Source organism: Microbacterium sp. KUDC0406 (assembly GCF_021582875.1).
Taxonomy (GTDB): Bacteria; Actinomycetota; Actinomycetes; order Actinomycetales; family Microbacteriaceae; genus Microbacterium.
Genome location: NZ_CP091138.1, coordinates 1971390 through 1989197 on the forward strand (window position 1 = coordinate 1971390; position 17808 = coordinate 1989197).

Below are 17808 nucleotides of genomic sequence, written 5' to 3' on the forward strand. Positions count from 1 at the left end.
CGCCCAGGGTAGGTCCGATCCGAGGATCGCGGAAGGCCCCGGCTCAGCGGCGCTCGAGCAGGAACAGCGCGATCAAGCGGTCGGTTCGGGTCTGGTAGTCCGCGTACGCCGGCCAGGCCTCGACCGCGCGGTCCCACCACACGGCGCGCTCGTCGCCGGTCAGCTCGCGAGCTGTGTAGTCGTGGCGCTCCGGACCGTCCTGCAGCTCGACGTGCGGCTGGCGGCGCATATTGCCGGCCCACTTCGGCTCGTCGGGCGCACCGCCCTTCGACGCCACGACTACGTAGTCGCCGTCGTGCTCGACGCGCATCAGCGCGGTCTTGCGCAGTGCGCCGGTCTTCGTGCCGACCGTGGTCAGCACGATGATCGGCTTGCCCTGCATGTCGTTGGCCTCGGCGCCGGCCGTGGCCTCGAACCTCTCGGCCTGTTCGCGGGCCCAGGACGACGTGGACGGAAGATACTCTCCGGTAAGCGGCATGACTCCACCCTAAGCGCGCTCGGCGGGTGGCGGACCGATCTGCAGATGGCGACCGGACACGACGAAGGGCTCGGATGCCGGGCATCCGAGCCCTTCGAGGGCAGTGCTTACAGGCCTGCCACGATCTCGCGCATCAGCGCGGCGGTCTCGGAAGGCGTCTTGCCGACCTTGACGCCGGCGGCCTCGAGGGCCTCCTTCTTGGCCTGAGCGGTGCCGGCCGAGCCCGAGACGATGGCGCCGGCGTGGCCCATCGTCTTGCCCTCGGGAGCGGTGAAGCCCGCCACGTAGCCGACGACCGGCTTGGTGACGTTGGCCTTGATGTAGTCGGCCGCGCGCTCCTCGGCGTCGCCGCCGATCTCGCCGATCATGACGATCGCCTTGGTATCGGGGTCGGCCTCGAACGCGGCGAGCGCATCGATGTGCGTGGTGCCGATGACCGGGTCGCCGCCGATGCCGATGGCGGTCGAGAAGCCCAGGTCGCGCAGCTCGAACATCATCTGGTAGGTCAGCGTGCCCGACTTGGAGACCAGGCCGATCGGGCCCTTGCCGGTGATGTTCGCCGGCGTGATGCCCGCGAGCGCCTCGCCCGGGGTGATGATGCCGGGGCAGTTCGGACCGATGATCCGGGTCTTGTTGCCCTTCTCGATCGCATACGCCCACGCCTCGGCGGAGTCGCCCACCGGCACGCCCTCGGTGATGACCACGAGCAGCGGGATCTCGGCGTCGATGGCCTCGATCATCGCGTCCTTGGTGAACGCCGGCGGCACGAACGCGACGGACACGTTCGCACCGGTCTTCTCGATGGCCTCGGCGACCGAGCCGAACACCGGCAGTTCCACCTCGCCCTCGTGCGCGGTCTCGTGCGTGACGGTGGTGCCGGCCTTGCGCGCGTTGACGCCGCCGACGATGTTGGTACCGGCCTTCAGCATCAGCGCGGTGTGCTTGGTGCCCTCGCCGCCGGTGATGCCCTGGACGATGACCTTGGAGTCGTTGTTGAGGTAGATCGACATGTCTCTTCCTTGAAAATTGGGTCCGTGAGCCTGTCGAACGGTCAGGCGTTGGCCAGCTCGGCGGCCTTGTCGGCGCCCTCGTCCATGGTGGCGGCGAGCGTGACGAGCGGGTGGTTCGCCGCCGCGAGGATCGCACGGCCCTCATCGACCTGGTTGCCGTCGAGGCGCACGACGAGCGGCTTCGTGGCCGAGTCGCCGAGGATCTCGAGGGCCTTGACGATGCCCTCCGCGACGGCGACGCAGGAGGTGATGCCGCCGAAGACGTTCACGAAGACGCTCTTGACCTGCTCGTCGCCGAGGATGACGTCGAGGCCGTTGGCCATGACCTGCGCGTTCGCGCCGCCGCCGATGTCGAGGAAGTTGGCGGGCTTCACGCTGCCGTGGTTCTCGCCGGCGTAGGCGACGACGTCGAGGGTGGACATGACCAGGCCCGCGCCGTTGCCGATGATGCCGACCTCGCCGTCGAGCTTGACGTAGTTGAGACCGGACGCCTTGGCCTTGGCCTCCAGCGGGTCCTCGCTCGACTTGTCGGCGAGCTCCTCGTGCTCGGGGTGACGCACCTCGGAGGCGTTGTCGTCGAGGGTGACCTTGCCGTCGAGGGCGATGATGTCGCCGTCCTCGGTGCGGACCAGCGGGTTCACCTCGACGAGCGTGGCGTCCTCGCCCTTGTAGACGTCGTAGAGCTTCACGAAGACGTCGGACACCTTGTCGACGAGGTCCTCGGGGAAGTTCGCGGCCTTGGCGATCTCGACGGCCTTGGCCTTGTCGATGCCGGTCAGGGCGTTGACCTCGACCCGGGCGAGCGCCTCGGGCTTCTCGACCGCGAGCTGCTCGATCTCCATGCCGCCCTCGACCGAGCACAGGCTCAGGTACGAGCGGTTGGCGCGGTCCAGCAGCACGGAGAAGTAGAACTCCTCGGCGATGCGGGCGCCTGCGGCGACCATGACGCGCTGGACGACGTGGCCCTTGATGTCGAGCCCGAGGATCGACTTGGCCGCCTCGTACGCCTCGTCGGGGTTCTTGGCGACCTTCACGCCACCGGCCTTGCCGCGGCCGCCGGTCTTCACCTGCGCTTTGACGACCACGACGCCGCCGAGCTTCTCGGCCGCTGCCTTCACCTCCTCAGGGGTGTCGGCGACGATGCCGGCGAGAACCGGCACTTCGTACTTCTCGAAAAGGTCTCGTGCCTGGTACTCGTAGAGATCCACAGTGCAGTCCTTCGCTGGTTGCGGCGGTTGGGACGCGACAAGATTGTCGGGTGTCGATATCATTCGACCCGGTTGACAAGCGTACTACCGCGGAACACGGCCCCCTGACCGCGGCGTTAGGCTCTCGCTATGCACGAATCGGTACAGCCCCCCAACGGCGTCGTCGGGGCAGCGCTCGAGCTGTTCGCACAGCAGGGCTTCGAGCAGACCTCGGTCGAGCAGATCGCCAAGGCCGCCGGAGTCTCGCGCTCGACGTTCTTCCGCCAGTTCGGCGGCAAGGAGGACGTGGTCTTCGCCGACCACGAAGCGCTGATCGAGCAGCTGCGCTCGTTCCTCGACGAGCCGCACGACGACCCCTGGCAGGCGGTGTGCGAGGCATCCGAGCGGGTCTTCTCGTACTTCGCGCGGGATCCCGAGCTCGCGCGCCGCCGGTACCAGATCGTGCGCGACGTGCCCGTGCTGCGCGAGCGCGAGATCATCACGGTGTTCCGCTACGAGCGGCTGTTCGACGACTACCTGCGGCAGTCGCTGCCCGGCATCGACCCGCTGGATGCCGTCGGCTTCGCCGCCCTGGTCACCGCCGTGCACAACCACGTGCTGCGCCAGCTGCTGCGCGGCAGGAAGGTGCCGGTGTCGGTGCTGCAGAAGGCGCTCGCCGACGTGCGACGCCGGTACGGCGTGCTGGAGGACGCGACGGATGCGGCATCCGACGATGTGGTCGTCGCGGTCTTCCCGCGCTCGATGCCGATCGCCGAGATCACCCGGAGGATGCAGGCCGAGCTGAGCTGAGATGGATGCCTCATGGTCGCCCCGCGAGGGAGCCTGCGACCGAGACGAAACGCCCACAGGTCCGCCAAGAACATCACGACGTTTCGTCTCGCTCCTTCGTCGCTCGCTCAACGACCGAGATGCGCGCCCGTCGCGCAGCGCTTTCGCTCAGTCGCAGCCGCAGCCGCCGGAGGGCGTCCTGACCATGAAGCAGACGTCGCAGACGCCGTAGTCGCGATCCTCCTTCGGGGTGACCTTCGGAGCCTTGGGCGCGGCGGGAGCCGAGCTGCGCGGGGTCGTGCTGCGCTTGGCCTTCGCCGGAGCGAGCGGAACGTACTCGCTCGGATGCACGACGTAGAAGTACGGCGGTCGTCCCTCGCTGGGCTGCAGTCGCTGCGGGGCGGATCCCACGACGACGATCTCGTCCTCGGTGAAGCCGTTGGTGTAGGTGCGGCCGATGTGCAGCGCGGCACCCGGCCCGCGACGGATCGCCTCGATGTACCGGCCGCGGTCGATGAAGCTCGAGATGCCGACCGCCTCGACGATTTGAGTGATGAACGCGTGGTTCTCCTCTGGGATGCGCTGCGCGCGGAGCGCTTCGGCGAGATTGCGGTAGGGGCGGGAGGTTCCGGCCGGCGTGGGGCCCTGCACTTCGTTCATCACTTCAAGGATCCCACGGCTCGGCTATGGCCGGGATGCAGCTTCAGTAGGCTGGCCGCATGGCGCGCGCGACGGTGATCGGAAGCGGACCCAACGGTCTCGCCGCCGCGGTGGCCCTGGCCCGCGCGGGCTACGCCGTCGAGGTGATCGAGGCCGCCGAGACGGTGGGCGGCGGCGTGCGCACGCTCGACGGCCCGCTGCCCGGATACCGGTACGACGTGTGCTCGGCCGTGCATCCGGCGGCGCTGACCTCTCCCTTCTTCCGGGCGTTCGGGATGGCCGACCGGGTGGACTGGATCCGCCCGGAGATCTCGTACGCGCATCCCCTCGACGGCGGATGCGCGGGCATCGCCTGGCACGACCTGGAGCGCACGGCCGACGGCCTCGGCGCCGACGCCCGCGCCTGGAACGCGCTGCTGCGCCCGCTGGTGCGCCGACTCGACGAGGTGGTCGAGTTCACCGGCGGGTCGATGCTGCGCGTGCCGCGGCATCCGGTCACCGGCATCCGTTTCGGGCTGCGGATGCTGGAGCAGGGCTCCGCCCTCGGTCCGCGCGCGTTCCGCAGCGACGAGGCGAACGCGCTGCTGGCGGGGGTGCTCGCGCATGCGAACACGCCGCTCCCCTCACCGTCGTCCGCCGCGGCAGGGCTGCTGCTGGCGGCTCAGGCGCACGGAGAGGAGGGCTGGGCGTATCCTCGGGGCGGCGCGCAGCGCATCGCCGACGCCCTGCAGGCCGATCTGGAGGCGCACGGCGGAACCGTCCGCACCGGCGAGCACGTGCACGACCTGGCCGACCTCGACTGGGGCGATCCGGCCCGCGGCGACCTGCTGGTGCTGAACAGCTCCCCTCGGCTGGCACTCACTCACCCCGGCATCCCCTCCGGCTACGCCAGAGCGCTGACCGCCTACCGGTACGGTCCTGCGGCGGCGAAGGTCGACTTCGCGCTGAGCGGCCCGGTGCCGTGGACGAACCAGACGGTCGCCCTGTCACCGACCGTGCATCTGGGCGGCACCCGGGCCGAGATCGCCGAGAGCGAGAACGCGGTGGCGCGCGGCGCGGTGTCTGATCACCCCTACGTTCTCACTGTGCAGCCGTCGGTGCTGGATGACACCAGGGCGCCGGACGGCGGAGCCGCGCTGTGGGCGTACATCCACGTTCCCGCAGGATCGGATCTCGACCCCACCGAGCTGGTCACCCGGCAGGTGGAGCGCTTCGCCCCGGGATTCCGCGACCTGATCCTGGGCAGTCGTGCCGTGCCGGCATCCGCTCGCGAGGCGCTGAACCCGGCCGAGATCGGCGGCGACATCTTCGGCGGCTCGTTCACGATCGCGCAGGCGCTCCGTCGCCCGGTGCTGGCGGCGGCCCCGTGGCGCACGCCGATGAGCGGGGTGTACCTCGCTTCGGCGTCGACGCCGCCGGGCCCCGGCGTGAACGGCATGGCCGGCTGGCATGCCGCTCGCACGGCGCTGGAGGATGCCGGCGCCCCGGCGTCCCTGGATGAGCTGTTCCCCGCTTCCGGTCGTTGAGCGAGCTCCTCCGGTCGCCCCGCGAGCGACGAAGGAGCGAGACGAAACGCCCCGAGGTCCGCCACGCAGGTCGCCCCGTTTCGTCTCGCTTCGCTCGCTCAACGACCACGGAGCGCTCGCTCAACGACCCGAATGGCGCTCGCGGGGCGACCGCGGGACGAGCAGGATGGACCCATGTACGACATTCCCGCGCCGATGCTCGCCAAGGCCGCTGCGGCCATCCCCGATCCGGCCAAGACGCCGATGCTGTTCGAGCCGAAGTGGGACGGATTCCGCGGGCTCATCGCCTGGGACGGCGAGAGCCTCGAGATCGGATCACGCGGGGCGAAGCCGCTCACGCGCTACTTCCCCGAGCTGGTCGAGCAGCTCCCCGGCATCCTGCCCGGCCCCTGTCTGCTCGACGGCGAGATCGTCGTGGCGACCGGACCAGCCGGCGCGCAGCGCCTGGACTGGGAGGCGCTCAGCCAGCGCATCCACCCCGCGGCTTCGCGGGTCGCCAGGCTCTCCGTGGAGACCCCGGCGATGTTCATCGCCTTCGACCTGCTCGCCGAGGGCGATGACGATCTGCAGCAGCTGCCGTTCCGTGAGCGCCGCTCCCGGCTCGAGCGGATGCTGGCGGATGCCGCGCATCCGCTGCACCTCACCCGCGCCACGGACGACCGGGCGACCGCGCAGCGCTGGCTCGCCGAGTTCGAGGGGGCCGGGCTCGACGGCGTCGTCGCCAAGCCTTTGGAGGACCCGTACGCTCCGGGCAGGCGCACCCTGATCAAGATCAAGCACGCCCGCACGGCCGATGTGGTCGCGCTCGGGTACCGGGTGCACAAGAGCGGATCGGGCGTCGGCTCGCTGCTCGTCGGGCTGTACTCGGATGACGGCGTGCTGCGCCAGGTCGGCGGCGTGGCCGCCTGGAGCGATGCCATGCGCCAGCAGCTGGTCGAGGACCTCGATCCGCTGGTCGAGCGGGATGCCGACGGTGCGGCGGTCACCGCGGAGGGCGAGCGCTCCCGGTTCAGTGGTGCGAAGGACGTGTCGTTCGTGCGGCTTCGTCCCGAGCGCGTGCTCGAGGTGAGATACGACCAGCTCGAGGGCGCCCGATTCCGGCACACCGTGCAGTTCGCGCGCTGGCGCCCCGACAGGGACGCCCGCTCCTGCACGTACGATCAGCTGGACACCGTCGCCGGTTACGACCTGGCCGACGTGCTGACCTGAGCGGCGGCGGCCGCACCGGTCACACGGCGTCGACGGGCTCCGCGCCCAGCCGCCATCCCGCCGCCGCACGCTGCTGCGCATGGAACTCGGCGAAGCGCCCGCCGGCCGCCAGCAGTTCGTCGTAACCGCCCTGCTCCACCGCTTCTCCGTCGTCGATGAAGATCACACGATCTGCTGCGCGGATGCTGCTGAGCCGGTGCGCCACGATCACCCGGGTGCGGCTGACCGGATCACCGGACAGCGCCGCCGCGACGGCGGCCTCGTTCTCGGTGTCCAGCGCGCTGGTCGCCTCGTCGACCAGCAGCAGCGGCGCCGGCTTCAGCAGCGCCCTCGCGATGGACACGCGCTGCCGCTCGCCGCCGGACAGCGCTGCCCCGCCCTCCCCGCTCTGCTGGACCATCCGTCGGGGAGCCTCTCGACGATCCGGTCGGCCCTGGCGAGCGCGGCCGCCGCCGTGACGGCATCGTCGGTCGCCTCGGGATCGCCGACCAGCAGATTGTCCCGCAGCGTGGTGTCGAACAGATACGGCTGCTGGAACACGAAGGTCGACAGGCGACGCCGGGCCTCGGGGTCGAGCATCGCGGCATCCGCCCCGTCGATCTCGACGGTTCCCTCCGTCGGGTGATGCAGGCCCGCGAGCAGGGCGAGGATCGTGCTCTTCCCGGATCCCGACGGCCCCACGATCGCGGTGGTCGTGCCCGGCTCGAACACGAGGTCGAGGTTCCGCAGCACGTTCCTGCCGCCCGGGCCGTCGTAGCCGAACCGCACGCCGCGCAGCGCGACGCGCGGGGCTCCCGAGGCCGACCGCACGGCCGCACCGGAGGGCACGGTCGGCGCATCGAGCACGGTGCGCACCCGCCGCAGCGTGGTCAGTGTGCTCTCCATTCCCGCGGCGAGACCGGCCAGGGCGGTGAACGGCTCCAGGTAGCGCGCGATCACGACGATGAGCGCGATCGCCTCGGGAGCCGAGACCTCGCCGCGCACCGCCAGCCACACGGTCGTGCCCGCCAGCAGCACCAGCGCGACCTGACTGGCCAGGCTGAAGATGATCTGGCCGGGCACCTGCATGCTCAGCAGCCGCAGCGTCGCGCCGTGCTGGGCCTCCAGTGCTGCGCCGACGTGACTGCGCTCCGGCTCGACCCGGCGGGCGGAGCGCAGCGCCTGCTGCGTGCGGGCGAACTCCAGCACACGCTCGGTGAGCAGGCTGTTCGCATCACTCGCCTCCCGATCGGCCGCGCGGCCGATCCTGCTCGAGAGGGCGTACGCGCCGAGCAGCACGGGCACGCCCGCGAGCGCGGCCAGTCCGAGCAGCGGCGAGATCGGGATCAGCGCGAGCGCGATCATCACCGGCAGCAGGAGGCCGGTCAGCACCGGGGTGGCCAGGTAGACGATGAGGCCGACCAGTTCGGGCCCGATCGCGGCCACTGCCTGACGTGCGTCCGCAGTGCGGTCCGCGTCGAACCAGGTGAGACGAATGCGGTCGATGCGCTCGGCGACCCCGCGCTGCCCGGTGCGCAGCAGCCCGAAGCCCAGGTCGAACGCGATGCGGGCGACCAGCCAGTCGACCAGCCAGCCGGCGGCGACCACGAGGACCAGCGTCCATGTCCAGGGCCATGCCGCGGACGGATCGTCGCTGAACAGTGCCGCGACGAGGGGCACGAGCAGCACGGCGCTCGCGGCGCGGAGCACGACGCTCACGAACGTCAGCGCGAGGTGGGCGACGACACGCGGACGGCTGCCTGCCGGCAGCAGCGCGAGAACAGTTCCGATCACCGAGCATCCTCCGTCTCGATCGCGCTTTCGCCGGACGGATGACCGCCCGCCTCCCAGAGCTGCCGATAGCGGCCGTCGCGGGAGAGGAGCTCGTCGTGCGCGCCGGACTCGACGACCTCGCCGTGATCGAGGACCACGATCCGGTCCACCCCCGTGACGGTGTGCAGCCGATGCGCGATGACGAGCACGGTTCGCCCCTCGGTCAGCCGGCTCAACGCGCGCTGCACGAGGAACTCGGATTCGGGATCGGCGAAGGCCGTCGCCTCGTCGAGGACGAGCACGGGTGTGTCGGCGAGGATCGCACGGGCGATCGTGAGGCGCTGCCGTTCTCCGCCCGACAGCGCGGCATCCGGCCCGAGCACCGTGTCGTACCCGTCCGGCATGCGAACGATGCGGTCGTGGATCTGCGCGGCACGCGCCGCCTGCTCGATCCGGGCGTCATCGGCGCCCGGAACGGCCAGTGCGATGTTCTCCCGAACGGTGCCCCGCACGAGCTGGGTCTCCTGGAACACGAAACCGACCCTGGCGTACAGTTCATCGGCTGTCAGGTCGCGGATGTCGTCGCCGCCGATGCGGATCGTGCCGCGCTGCACGTCGTGGAACCTCGCGAGCAGCGCCGCGAGGGTCGACTTGCCGGAACCGGATGGCCCGACCAGAGCGGTCACCGTGCCGGGCGCGAGTGCGAGCGACAGATCGGTGAAGACCGGGGAGCCGGGGCGGTAGGCGAACTCGACGTGCTCGAACCGCACGTGCCCGTCGCCCTCCGTCTCGCGCCGCGGTTCCGGCTGCGGCGCAGACGGTTCGAGCTCATCCTCCTCGAGGACGACCTGCACCCGCCGGGCGGCGAGCAGGCCGTCGCGCAGACCGGAGAGGCCGTACCCGATGCCCAGCAGCCGGGAGCCGAATGTCGTTCCGAGCAGCAGGAACGCCAGCAGATCGACCGGCTCCATCGATCCGCCGGTGATCCACAGGGTGCCGAAGACGCAGATGAGCACGAGGAACGTGGCGGGCCTGGTCGCCAGGTCCATGAACGTCTTCAATCCCGTGAACGGCCGCTGCCAACCGTCCAGGAACCGCACGTACTCATCAAGGCGGCTGCGGAACGTGGACGCGGCGGCACCGCCGAACACGCGCACGACCGGCTGGCCCTCGAGGTAGGCGCCCGCCTCGGTCTGCATCCGCTCGGCCCATTTCAGCGCCTTCGGTGTCGCATCGTACGACCGCAGGATCATCAGGTACATGGTGACCGCGTAGACGAGCACCGGCAGCAGCATGAGCAGCGCCATCCGCCAGTCGACCGCGAACAGGTAGACGAGCACGGCGACCGGTGCGACCACCGCGGCCACCGCATCGCCGACGGCGTGCGTGACCAGGTAGTGCAGGGCCAGGGTGTCGTCCTGCACCACCTGCTTGACCTGCGCGGATCCGCGGGCGCCGAACCACCCGAGCGGCAGGCTCGCCATCTTCGTCAGGAGCCGTCGGCGCAGATCGCGTTCGAAGCGGGCGTCCACGGCATGCAGCCAGAGCAGCAGCAGCGCGCCGAGCAGCGCCCCGACTCCCACGAGGACGATCGCCCAGACACCGAGCGGCCACAGCTGCTGCCCGGTCGCGCTGCCCGAGACCAGTCGCCGCGCCAGCTCGACAAGCAGGAAGTACGGCGCGAGCTCGATCAGCGTGACGATGCCCTGCAGGATGCCCGCGACGATGAACGTCGGCTTCAGCCGGGCGAGCAGGCGAGATCCCGCGGCTGCCTTCCATGCGCCGCGTGAGGACGCGGTGTCCGACGCGGCTGCAGTCGCGGCGACCCGCGGGCCCGGATCGTCCGAGGCGGATGCTGTCGCGCCGGATGCTTCCGGTGCGGCATGCTCCTCCGGCGGCATCCGCCGACGCCTGCTCGCCGCGGTGCTTTCCCATCGCCTTGCCCTCGACCCAGTACGCCTGTGCGTGGATCTCGCTGCGCGGGAAGCCGAAGTCGTCGCGCAGACGAGTGCGCAGGCGCTTGAGCGACGCGCTCTCGGGCGTCATCCAGACGTACCAGTCCGACCAGTCGCGATCCTCGATCGCGCCGGCGAGCGATTCGGGGCCGCTGCGCGGCACCCAGTGCGTGGTCATCATCGGATGCTCGGGGAACGGGATGAGGCGGTCGTCGGGCTGATGCTCCTCGAGGTAGAGCTCGACGGGGACGTCGGCCGGGAGCGCCTCGATCAGCCCGGCCAGGCCGGGGATGCCGGCGGAGTCGCCGACGAGCAGATACCCGGCCGGACGCTCCTCGGGAAGCTCGAACTTCGATGAGCCCAGTGTGTTGACGGAGAGCTCATCGCCGGGCTCGCAGCGCTGCGCCCAGGCCGACGCCGGACCGGCCGGTTCATGCAGCACGAAGTCCAGCGAGAACTCGCCGTCCTCAGGGGTGCCGCCGCTCAGCGTGTACCCGCGCTGGTGCTCGGTGACGCCGTCCTCGTCGGGGAACCATCCGCGCAGCCAGGAGGTCGGCGCGAACTCGGCGTCGTCGAAGAACGTGTCGGACGAGAAGTGCACCCGCAGGAACTGCGGCGCCAGCAGCTCTTTGGAACGGACCACCGCAGTGTGATCGCGTGCCTGCGTCATGCGCATCATCGCGCCCTTGAGACCGCGCTTGGCCAAAACCGTCCTCACCGTCCGGGCGACGCCATGACGCCCTAGGTAAGGATAGCCTCACTTCATCTCAGAGTGCGCGGCGGGGTGAACTCGACGATCGGGATCTCGGCGCCTCCCCCGGCGGCGAAGTCCATCGCCGCGCTGAGATGCTTCCACGCCTCCGGATGCTCGGACGCGTAGACCTTCAGCCGCGCGGCGGACTCCTCGGCATCCAGCATCCGGACGGCCGCGCGCGCCCGGCGCGCGTGTCCGGTGCTGAGGTACGCAACGCCGTTCGCCTCCAGATTGCGGTACCACTGCGCCTTCCTGCCGAACCCGGATGCCACGCGGATCACGTTGCGCTCGCGCTCCGCCACCTCGACGACGACGAACCGTCGCTCGTGCGACTTCCGTCCGAGATGCTCGATCATCACGAGGCGGTCGCCGAAGATCCAGCCGAAGCCCGCGCGGTAGAGTCCGATCGGCGCGCGGACCAGCCACGGCGTGGCCAGCAGACGGGCGACGAGCCGGTCGACGAGTCCGGTGCGCTCAGTCATCGTTCTCCCAGTTCGCCGCCACCTTCTTGCTCGGCTGAACCCGTGGCGGCTCTCCGGGCATCTTGGGGAACTCCGGCGGGAACGGCAGCTCGCCGAGCCCGTTCTCCACGTCGCGCTCCCACCACTCGAGCAGTTCGTCGATCCTGCCGGGTGCGTCCTGCATCCCGGCCCACGGGTCGCCGATCTCCGCCAGCCGGGCGGGGATGCTGCGCACGGTGAAGCGTTTCGGATCGAGGTCGTCCAGCTCGTCCCAGTGCACCGGGGTCGACACCGGCGCTCCCGGAAGGGCGCGCGGACTGTACGCGCCGGCCATGGTGCGGTCGCGGTTGGCCTGGTTGAAGTCTACGAAGATGCGCTCGCCACGCTCCTCCTTCCACCAGTTCGTGGTCACCGCGTCCGGCATCCGCCGTTCGAGTTCGCGTCCGGCGGCGATCACCGCGTGCCGCACCGTGAGGAACTCCCAGACCGGAACGATCGGGCAGAACACGTGCAGACCGCGGTTGCCGCTGGTCTTGATGAACGGCTCGAGCCCGGCCTCCCGCAGCACCGAGCGCAGCTCCCGAGCGGCCGGGATCGCCTGCGCCATGCCGGTGCCCGGCTGCGGATCCAGGTCGATGCGCAGCTCGACGGGGTTGTCGGTGTCGGCGGCGAGCGAGGCCCACGGGTGGAACACGATCGTGTTCATCTGCACGGCCCAGACGATCGCACTGGTGCGGTTCAGCACGATCTGCGGATGCTTGCGGCCGCTGTTGTACGTGCACATCACGGAGTCCACGAAGTCGGGGGTGCCCTTCGGCGGGTTCTTCGAGAAGAAGCCCTCCCCGCCGATGCCGTCGCGGAACCGCTCCAGCGACACCGGACGGTGACCGTTCGCCGCCAGGAACGGCGTCGACACGGTCTGCGCGTATTCGGCGTACTCCGCCTTCGTGATGCCGCCGCCGTCGGCCGGCCAGACGACGCGATTCGGGCTGGACAGCCCGATCTCGCGTTCGACGTCCTCGCCGGAGTCGGTGTCGGTCACGGTCAGCGTCACGCGCTCAGAGGCCATGCTTCGAGCGTAGGCGGTCCGTGTGCCGAGGCACAGGCCCCTTCGACGCGCGGTCTCAGACGGCCGCGCGCTCCCGGTCGAGGTCGACGAAGACCGCGGTGTTGTGGTGGTATGCGGCGCGCACCTCGTCCAGCATCCGCTGCTGCTCGTCGGCCGTCAGCATCGCGCCGAACGCGTCGAGCACCTCTCGGTAGCGGTTCTTGAACGCGTCGATCCCGCCGAGGCCGGAGAAGTCGTAGAACGCCACCCCGTCCGCGTCGAATCCGAACTGCTTCGCAACCCGCCTGGCGATCACCTGTCCACCGGAGAGGTCGCCGAGATAGCGCGTGTAGTGGTGCGCGATGATGCCGGCGACCCAGCGCTCTCGGGCGATCTCGTTGATGCGGGCCGCGTACGCGGCCGTCGCCGGGGTCGCGCCGGCGGTGTCCCGCCAGGCCGGGCCGCTCAGGTGCACCAGATCCTGTTCGAGAGCCGCCATGCGCCGGAGGGCCTCCGGATGCAGCTCTGCCAGGACCGGATCCTCGAGCAGCTGCGCCGATGCCGCTTCGAGCGCCTCGTACATGAAGTAGTGCTGGATGACGAGGGCGGTGTAGTCGAGGATGGTGCCCTTGCCCCGCATGATGTCGGCCATGAACGACGCGCCCTCGCTGTCGCCATGGTCGCCCCAGGTCGCCTCGCGGAGTCGCCGTGCGAAGCTCTCGTCGTCGGTCGCGTGCGCACCGTGAGCACCGTGAGGGCCGTTGCCCGCCGGTGCATGCTCCTGACGCGCCGGCACGCCGAGCTGCTCACAGGCCTGGCGGTAGAGCATCACGACGGCCCGGCGGATCTGCGGGCGCTCGGTGACCTCGCCTCCCGGCCAGAGCAGTGTCAGATCGTGGACGCCCGAGTCATCCGTGACCCGCCAGGTTCCTCCGCGCGCGTCGAGCGAGCTCATCACGACGGCGGTCGCGCCCGGGTGGCCGAAGGCGCGTGCGATGAGCAGATTGTCGTCGGTGTGGTCGCCGTTCATGTGCGCGGTGACCGCGCCGATCACAGTGTCGTCGATGATCATGGGTCCGCCGTTCGGGTTTAGGTAAGGCTGACCTACATTCAACCATGCGTGAGCGGCGATGTCGCCCTCTCGATCAGTCCTCCAGGTCGACGGCGAGCACCATCACCGGCGCGAGCGCGTCCCGCTCCACCGCGATCGAGGGACCGGCGGAGTCCACGATCACTCCGGCCAGCTCAGAGTGGCTGCTCAGCACCTTCGCGAGCTGCTCGGGCTCGAACGGCATCGGCCGGTCGTCCCGGCCGAGGGCGACGACCTCGAGCGGGTGCGAGAACACCTGCAGGAACCGCTTGCCGTCGGCGGTGTGCGCCTCGGCGATGCCGACCGGTGCTCCCGTGCTGCCGTCGCTCACCGCGACCCACACCTTCTTCTTCGCGAGCACCTCGCCGATGCGCGCCGCGGTGTCGGACTGACGGGGCGCGGAGACGAGGCCCTTGATCGTCATCTCGGAATCGCCCTGATCGAGGGCCTGCTGCAGCAGCTCGGTGGGGAAGACGACCCGATGGGGCGCGGACGCGTTGTCGATGATGATGCCGGTGAAGCCGCCGTCGATGACCTGCTGGTAGATGAGACCGACGGGCTGTGCCATCGCCGACGTCGCGGCCGGGTCCTCCTCGGCATCGACTGCGGCACGCAGCGCCGCCCCCGAACTGAAGGCGAGCAGGAAAGACTTCTCGTCCTCGCGGATGACGGCGACCGACAGCGCCTGCCCGGCGCCGATCTGCTCGCCCGCGTCGCCGTGCACCCGCAGGTACAGGTGTCCCTGCATCGACTGACGCATGACCCCGAGCAGCTCCTCGTTGCTCGCGCCCTCGACGATCTCGGCGAGGGCCTCGCGCAGCAGCACGTTGTCCTTCAGCCCCTCGATCGTGTGCGTGTCCTCGGGCGGCAGAGCCGAGGCGAGCGGCAGGCGCGGCTTCTCGTCCTCGACGACGTTGATCGTGGGCTCGCGTCGCGGCCGCGGGGGCGCGACGACGGGCTCCTCCTGATCCGGGGCTGCGGGCTCGTCGACCGGAGCCGCGACCTCGGGACCGGCATCCGCGCCGACGCCTCGGAACGCCTGCACCGAGATGCCGACGCTGGGAACGGCGTCCTCCGCCTGTTCCTCGGCTGGGGCGTCCTCGACGGGAGCGTCGGCGACTGCGGCATCCTCTTCGACGGTGGAGGGATCTGCGGTCTTCTTGCGGCGGGAGAACAGGGCCATATGTGTCAGCCTAACCGCCCTCACCCCGGGTCGTTGAGCGAGCCCGGGTCGTTGAGCGAGCGAGGAACGAGCGAGACGAAACGCTCCAGGTCGCGTGAGAGCGTTTCGTCTCGCTTCGCTCGCTCAACGAGCAACGGGGTGTCAGAGCTTCGGGTGACCTGAGAGCGTTTCGTCTCGCTTCGCTCGCTCAACGAGCAGCGGGGGTCAGAGCTTCGTGATCGGCGCGATCTTGATCAGCAGCTTCTTCTGTCCGGCGGTGTCGAAGCGCACGTGCGCGATGCGCTTCGCGCCTTCGCCGGTGACGGCCTCGACGCGCCCCTCACCGAAGTCGTCGTGCCGGATGCGATCACCGGCTGCGAGCTCGAGGTCGCCGTTGTCGCGCACCTTCGCCGTGACCTTGTTCGGGAACTTGTCCATCGCGGTGGACAGCGGCGCGAGGCGCTTCTCCAGCGGCTGTGCGGCGAAGCGGTCGCGGCTGCCCCCAGCGCCCTGGCGGCGCGCATTCAGGGCGCGGGACTGCATACCGCCGCGGGAGTTCACATCGCCCGGCGACTGCCGCCAGTCGATGAGGTCGGCGGGGATCTCCTGCAGGAACCGGCTCGGCATCGCCACCGACACCTCGCCGAACTGCGCGCGGGTCATCGCCAGCGACAGGTGCAGCCGCTTGCGGGCGCGGGTGATGCCGACGTAGAACAGCCGGCGCTCCTCCTGCGGCCCGCCGGGCTCGCCCGCAGAGATGCGATGCGGAATGAGGTCCTCCTCGACGCCGGTGACGAACACCGCGTCGTACTCCAGGCCCTTCGCGGTATGCATCGTCATCAGCGACACCGTGCCCGACTCGTCGTCGAGGTCATCGGCATCCGACACCAGCGCGACCTCGGTGAGGAAGTCGACCAGCGTGCCGTCGGGGTTGTTCCGCGCGAAGTCGCGGGTGACCGCGACGAACTCGTCGAGGTTCTCGAGACGCGCCTCGTCCTGCGGGTCGCGGCTGCGGCGCAGCGCGTCGAAGTAGCCGCTCTTCTCGAGCAGCAGCGACAGTCCCTCGGCCACCGACGTCGCCGAGGGCACCTCGCCGGAAGCCGGCAGCATGATCGCCGTCGCCTCGCTGAGCACCTGGTCGAGCTGCCCGATCGCGGCCTGCAGCTTCGGACCGACCCCCAGCTGCGTCGGGTGCGACAGCGCCTCGCGGAACGTGATCCCCTGCTCCTCGGCGAAGCGCGCGATCGCCGTCTCGGTGACGTCGCCGATGCCGCGCCGGGGCTTGTTCAGGATGCGGCGCAGCGACATCTCGTCGGCGGGGTTGGCGACCGAGACGAGATAGGCCAGGGCGTCCTTGATCTCGGCGCGCTCGTAGAACTTGGTGCCGCCCATGATCTTGTACGGCACGGCGGCGCGGATGAAGATCTCCTCCAGCGCACGCGACTGCGAGTTGGTGCGGTAGAACACCGCCATCTCGGAGTACGGCATGCCCGCACGGCGCAGCGACTCCACCTCGTCGGCCACGAACTGCGCCTCGTCGTGCTGGGAGTACCCGGTGAAGCCGACGATCTTCTCGCCGTCGCCTTTGTCGCTCCAGAGCTTCTTGTCCTTGCGGTCGAAGTTGTTGCCGATCACCGAGTTGGCGGCGGAGAGGATGTTCTGCGTCGAGCGGTAGTTCTGCTCGAGCAGCACCACCTTCGCCCCGGGAAGTCGCGCTCGAACTCGCTGATGTTGCGGATGTCGGCGCCGCGGAAGGCGTAGATCGACTGGTCGGAGTCGCCGACGACGGTGAGCGACGCGCCCGGTTCGGATTCCCCGGTCGTTGAGCGAGCGGAGCGAGACGAAACGTCCTCCACGAGCACGAGAGGCCGGTCATCGCGTTTCGTCTCGTCGCTGCGCTCCTCGCTCAACGACCGGAAAACGCCTTCGCCCTGCACGGGCCGCGTGAGCTCGTGGATGAGCGCGTACTGGGCGTGGTTGGTGTCCTGGTACTCGTCGACGAGGATGTGCCGGAACCGTCGCCGATAGGTGTCGGCGACGTGCGGGAACGCCCGGAACAGGTACACCGTCTGCCCGATCAGATCGTCGAAGTCGAAGGCGTTCGCCTTCTGCAGCCGGCGCTGGTAGTCGGCGAAGATCTCGGCGAACAGCCGCTCGGCCGGGTCGTTCATGTTCGCGTCTCGGGAGTACGACTCGGCATCCTGCAGCTCGTTCTTGAGCTTCGAGATGCGCCCCTGCACGGATGCCGGGGTGAGACCGTAGGCATCGGCCTCGTGCTCCTTGACGAGTCGCTTGATGAGGGCGCGCGAGTCGCCGGAATCGTAGATGGTGAAGTTCTGCGTGAACCCGAACTGCCCGGCCTCGCGGCGCAGGATGCGCACGCAGGCGGAGTGGAAGGTCGAGATCCACATGCCGCGCGCTGCGTCACCGACCAGCCCCTGAACGCGCTCGCGCATCTCACCGGCCGCCTTGTTGGTGAAGGTGATCGCCAGGATCTGGCTCGGCCAGGCCTCACGGTTTCGCAGCAGCAGCGCGATGCGGCGGGTGAGCACGCTGGTCTTGCCCGAGCCGGCGCCGGCCACGATCAGCAGCGCCGGGCCGCGGTGCGTCACCGCGTCGAGCTGCTGCGGGTTGAGTCCGGCGAGCAGGGCGTCGGTCCCCTGCGGGCCGGCGGATGCGGGGACGATGAGGGGCGCTTCTGTCATGGCCCTTCGAGTCTAGATCGCC

Annotated in this window: 14 protein-coding genes and 2 pseudogenes; 3 read left to right on the plus strand and 13 right to left on the minus strand. The window is 69.9% G+C overall.

What is annotated here, in order from left to right:
- Window positions 1-43 precede the first annotated feature (43 nt).
- From L2X99_RS09890 to sucC, 3 genes are all read right to left on the minus strand, one after another.
- On the minus strand, window positions 44-478 hold the full coding sequence (locus tag L2X99_RS09890) for a nitroreductase family deazaflavin-dependent oxidoreductase (protein ID WP_236123760.1): 435 nt from the start codon (window positions 476-478) through the stop codon (window positions 44-46).
- 107 nt (window positions 479-585) lie between these two features.
- Window positions 586-1488 (minus strand): succinate--CoA ligase subunit alpha, encoded by a 903-nt coding sequence (sucD, locus tag L2X99_RS09895; protein ID WP_236123759.1) that lies wholly within the window; start codon window positions 1486-1488, stop codon window positions 586-588.
- 41 nt (window positions 1489-1529) lie between these two features.
- Complete coding sequence (gene sucC, locus L2X99_RS09900; protein ID WP_236123758.1) at window positions 1530-2696, minus strand: ADP-forming succinate--CoA ligase subunit beta; 1167 nt, start codon at window positions 2694-2696, stop codon at window positions 1530-1532.
- A gap of 129 nt (window positions 2697-2825) precedes the next feature.
- Here sucC and L2X99_RS09905 point away from each other — a divergent pair, with 129 nt between their 5' ends.
- Window positions 2826-3485 (plus strand): TetR/AcrR family transcriptional regulator, encoded by a 660-nt coding sequence (locus tag L2X99_RS09905; protein WP_236123757.1) that lies wholly within the window; start codon window positions 2826-2828, stop codon window positions 3483-3485.
- A gap of 147 nt (window positions 3486-3632) precedes the next feature.
- On the opposite strand, the gene L2X99_RS09910 is transcribed toward L2X99_RS09905, so the two are convergent.
- Window positions 3633-4124 (minus strand): hypothetical protein, encoded by a 492-nt coding sequence (locus L2X99_RS09910; protein ID WP_236123756.1) that lies wholly within the window; start codon window positions 4122-4124, stop codon window positions 3633-3635.
- 59 nt (window positions 4125-4183) lie between these two features.
- Here L2X99_RS09910 and L2X99_RS09915 point away from each other — a divergent pair, with 59 nt between their 5' ends.
- Together L2X99_RS09915 and L2X99_RS09920 are read left to right on the plus strand one after the other, a co-directional pair.
- On the plus strand, window positions 4184-5650 hold the full coding sequence (locus L2X99_RS09915) for a phytoene desaturase family protein (RefSeq protein WP_236123755.1): 1467 nt from the start codon (window positions 4184-4186) through the stop codon (window positions 5648-5650).
- Window positions 5651-5824: 174 nt separating this feature from the next.
- Window positions 5825-6859, plus strand: a complete 1035-nt coding sequence (locus L2X99_RS09920) for an ATP-dependent DNA ligase (RefSeq protein ID WP_236135039.1) — start codon at window positions 5825-5827, stop codon at window positions 6857-6859.
- Between the two features lie 19 nt (window positions 6860-6878).
- On the opposite strand, the gene L2X99_RS18295 is transcribed toward L2X99_RS09920, so the two are convergent.
- The 9 genes and pseudogenes from L2X99_RS18295 to L2X99_RS09955 form a co-directional block, all read right to left on the minus strand.
- Entirely contained in the window at window positions 6879-7202 is a 324-nt protein-coding gene (locus L2X99_RS18295; RefSeq protein ID WP_236126937.1) for a hypothetical protein, read from the minus strand.
- Window positions 7178-8632, minus strand: a complete 1455-nt coding sequence (locus L2X99_RS09925; protein ID WP_329607975.1) for an ABC transporter ATP-binding protein — start codon at window positions 8630-8632, stop codon at window positions 7178-7180. Before L2X99_RS09925 ends, L2X99_RS18295 begins: the two co-directional genes overlap by 25 nt.
- Window positions 8629-10512, minus strand: coding sequence for an ABC transporter ATP-binding protein (locus L2X99_RS09930; RefSeq protein WP_329607976.1), 1884 nt, complete (start codon window positions 10510-10512; stop codon window positions 8629-8631). The genes L2X99_RS09925 and L2X99_RS09930 overlap by 4 nt, the downstream gene beginning before the upstream one ends.
- Window positions 10513-10615: 103 nt before the next feature.
- Window positions 10616-11245: pseudogene (locus tag L2X99_RS18300) on the minus strand (siderophore-interacting protein); the annotation flags it as partial.
- A gap of 83 nt (window positions 11246-11328) precedes the next feature.
- Window positions 11329-11802, minus strand: coding sequence for a nitroreductase family deazaflavin-dependent oxidoreductase (locus L2X99_RS09935; protein WP_236123754.1), 474 nt, complete (start codon window positions 11800-11802; stop codon window positions 11329-11331).
- Window positions 11795-12850, minus strand: a complete 1056-nt coding sequence (ligD, locus tag L2X99_RS09940) for a non-homologous end-joining DNA ligase (protein WP_236123753.1) — start codon at window positions 12848-12850, stop codon at window positions 11795-11797. Before ligD ends, L2X99_RS09935 begins: the two co-directional genes overlap by 8 nt.
- A 55-nt stretch (window positions 12851-12905) precedes the next feature.
- The gene (locus L2X99_RS09945) at window positions 12906-13901 is read right to left on the minus strand and encodes a biliverdin-producing heme oxygenase (RefSeq protein WP_236123752.1); all 996 of its coding nucleotides are present in this window, start codon (window positions 13899-13901) and stop codon (window positions 12906-12908) included.
- 73 nt (window positions 13902-13974) lie between these two features.
- Complete coding sequence (locus tag L2X99_RS09950; RefSeq protein ID WP_236135040.1) at window positions 13975-15102, minus strand: SseB family protein; 1128 nt, start codon at window positions 15100-15102, stop codon at window positions 13975-13977.
- Between the two features lie 204 nt (window positions 15103-15306).
- Window positions 15307-17786, minus strand: a pseudogene (locus L2X99_RS09955) (ATP-dependent helicase).
- Between the last annotated feature and the right edge of the window lie 22 nt (window positions 17787-17808).

Excerpts from the sequence above, each read along its gene's own strand:
- L2X99_RS09890 (WP_236123760.1), bottom strand. The coding sequence starts at position 478 with ATGCCGCTTACCGGAGAGTATCTTCCGTCCACGTCGTCCTGGGCCCGC.
- sucD (WP_236123759.1), bottom strand. The coding sequence starts at position 1,488 with ATGTCGATCTACCTCAACAACGACTCCAAGGTCATCGTCCAGGGCATC.
- L2X99_RS09905 (WP_236123757.1), top strand. The coding sequence starts at position 2,826 with ATGCACGAATCGGTACAGCCCCCCAACGGCGTCGTCGGGGCAGCGCTC.
- L2X99_RS09910 (WP_236123756.1), bottom strand. The coding sequence starts at position 4,124 with ATGAACGAAGTGCAGGGCCCCACGCCGGCCGGAACCTCCCGCCCCTAC.
- L2X99_RS09915 (WP_236123755.1), top strand. The coding sequence starts at position 4,184 with ATGGCGCGCGCGACGGTGATCGGAAGCGGACCCAACGGTCTCGCCGCC.
- L2X99_RS09920 (WP_236135039.1), top strand. The coding sequence starts at position 5,825 with ATGTACGACATTCCCGCGCCGATGCTCGCCAAGGCCGCTGCGGCCATC.
- L2X99_RS09930 (WP_329607976.1), bottom strand. The coding sequence starts at position 10,512 with ATGCCGCCGGAGGAGCATGCCGCACCGGAAGCATCCGGCGCGACAGCA.
- L2X99_RS09935 (WP_236123754.1), bottom strand. The coding sequence starts at position 11,802 with ATGACTGAGCGCACCGGACTCGTCGACCGGCTCGTCGCCCGTCTGCTG.
- ligD (WP_236123753.1), bottom strand. The coding sequence starts at position 12,850 with ATGGCCTCTGAGCGCGTGACGCTGACCGTGACCGACACCGACTCCGGC.
- L2X99_RS09945 (WP_236123752.1), bottom strand. The coding sequence starts at position 13,901 with ATGATCATCGACGACACTGTGATCGGCGCGGTCACCGCGCACATGAAC.
- L2X99_RS09950 (WP_236135040.1), bottom strand. The coding sequence starts at position 15,102 with ATGGCCCTGTTCTCCCGCCGCAAGAAGACCGCAGATCCCTCCACCGTC.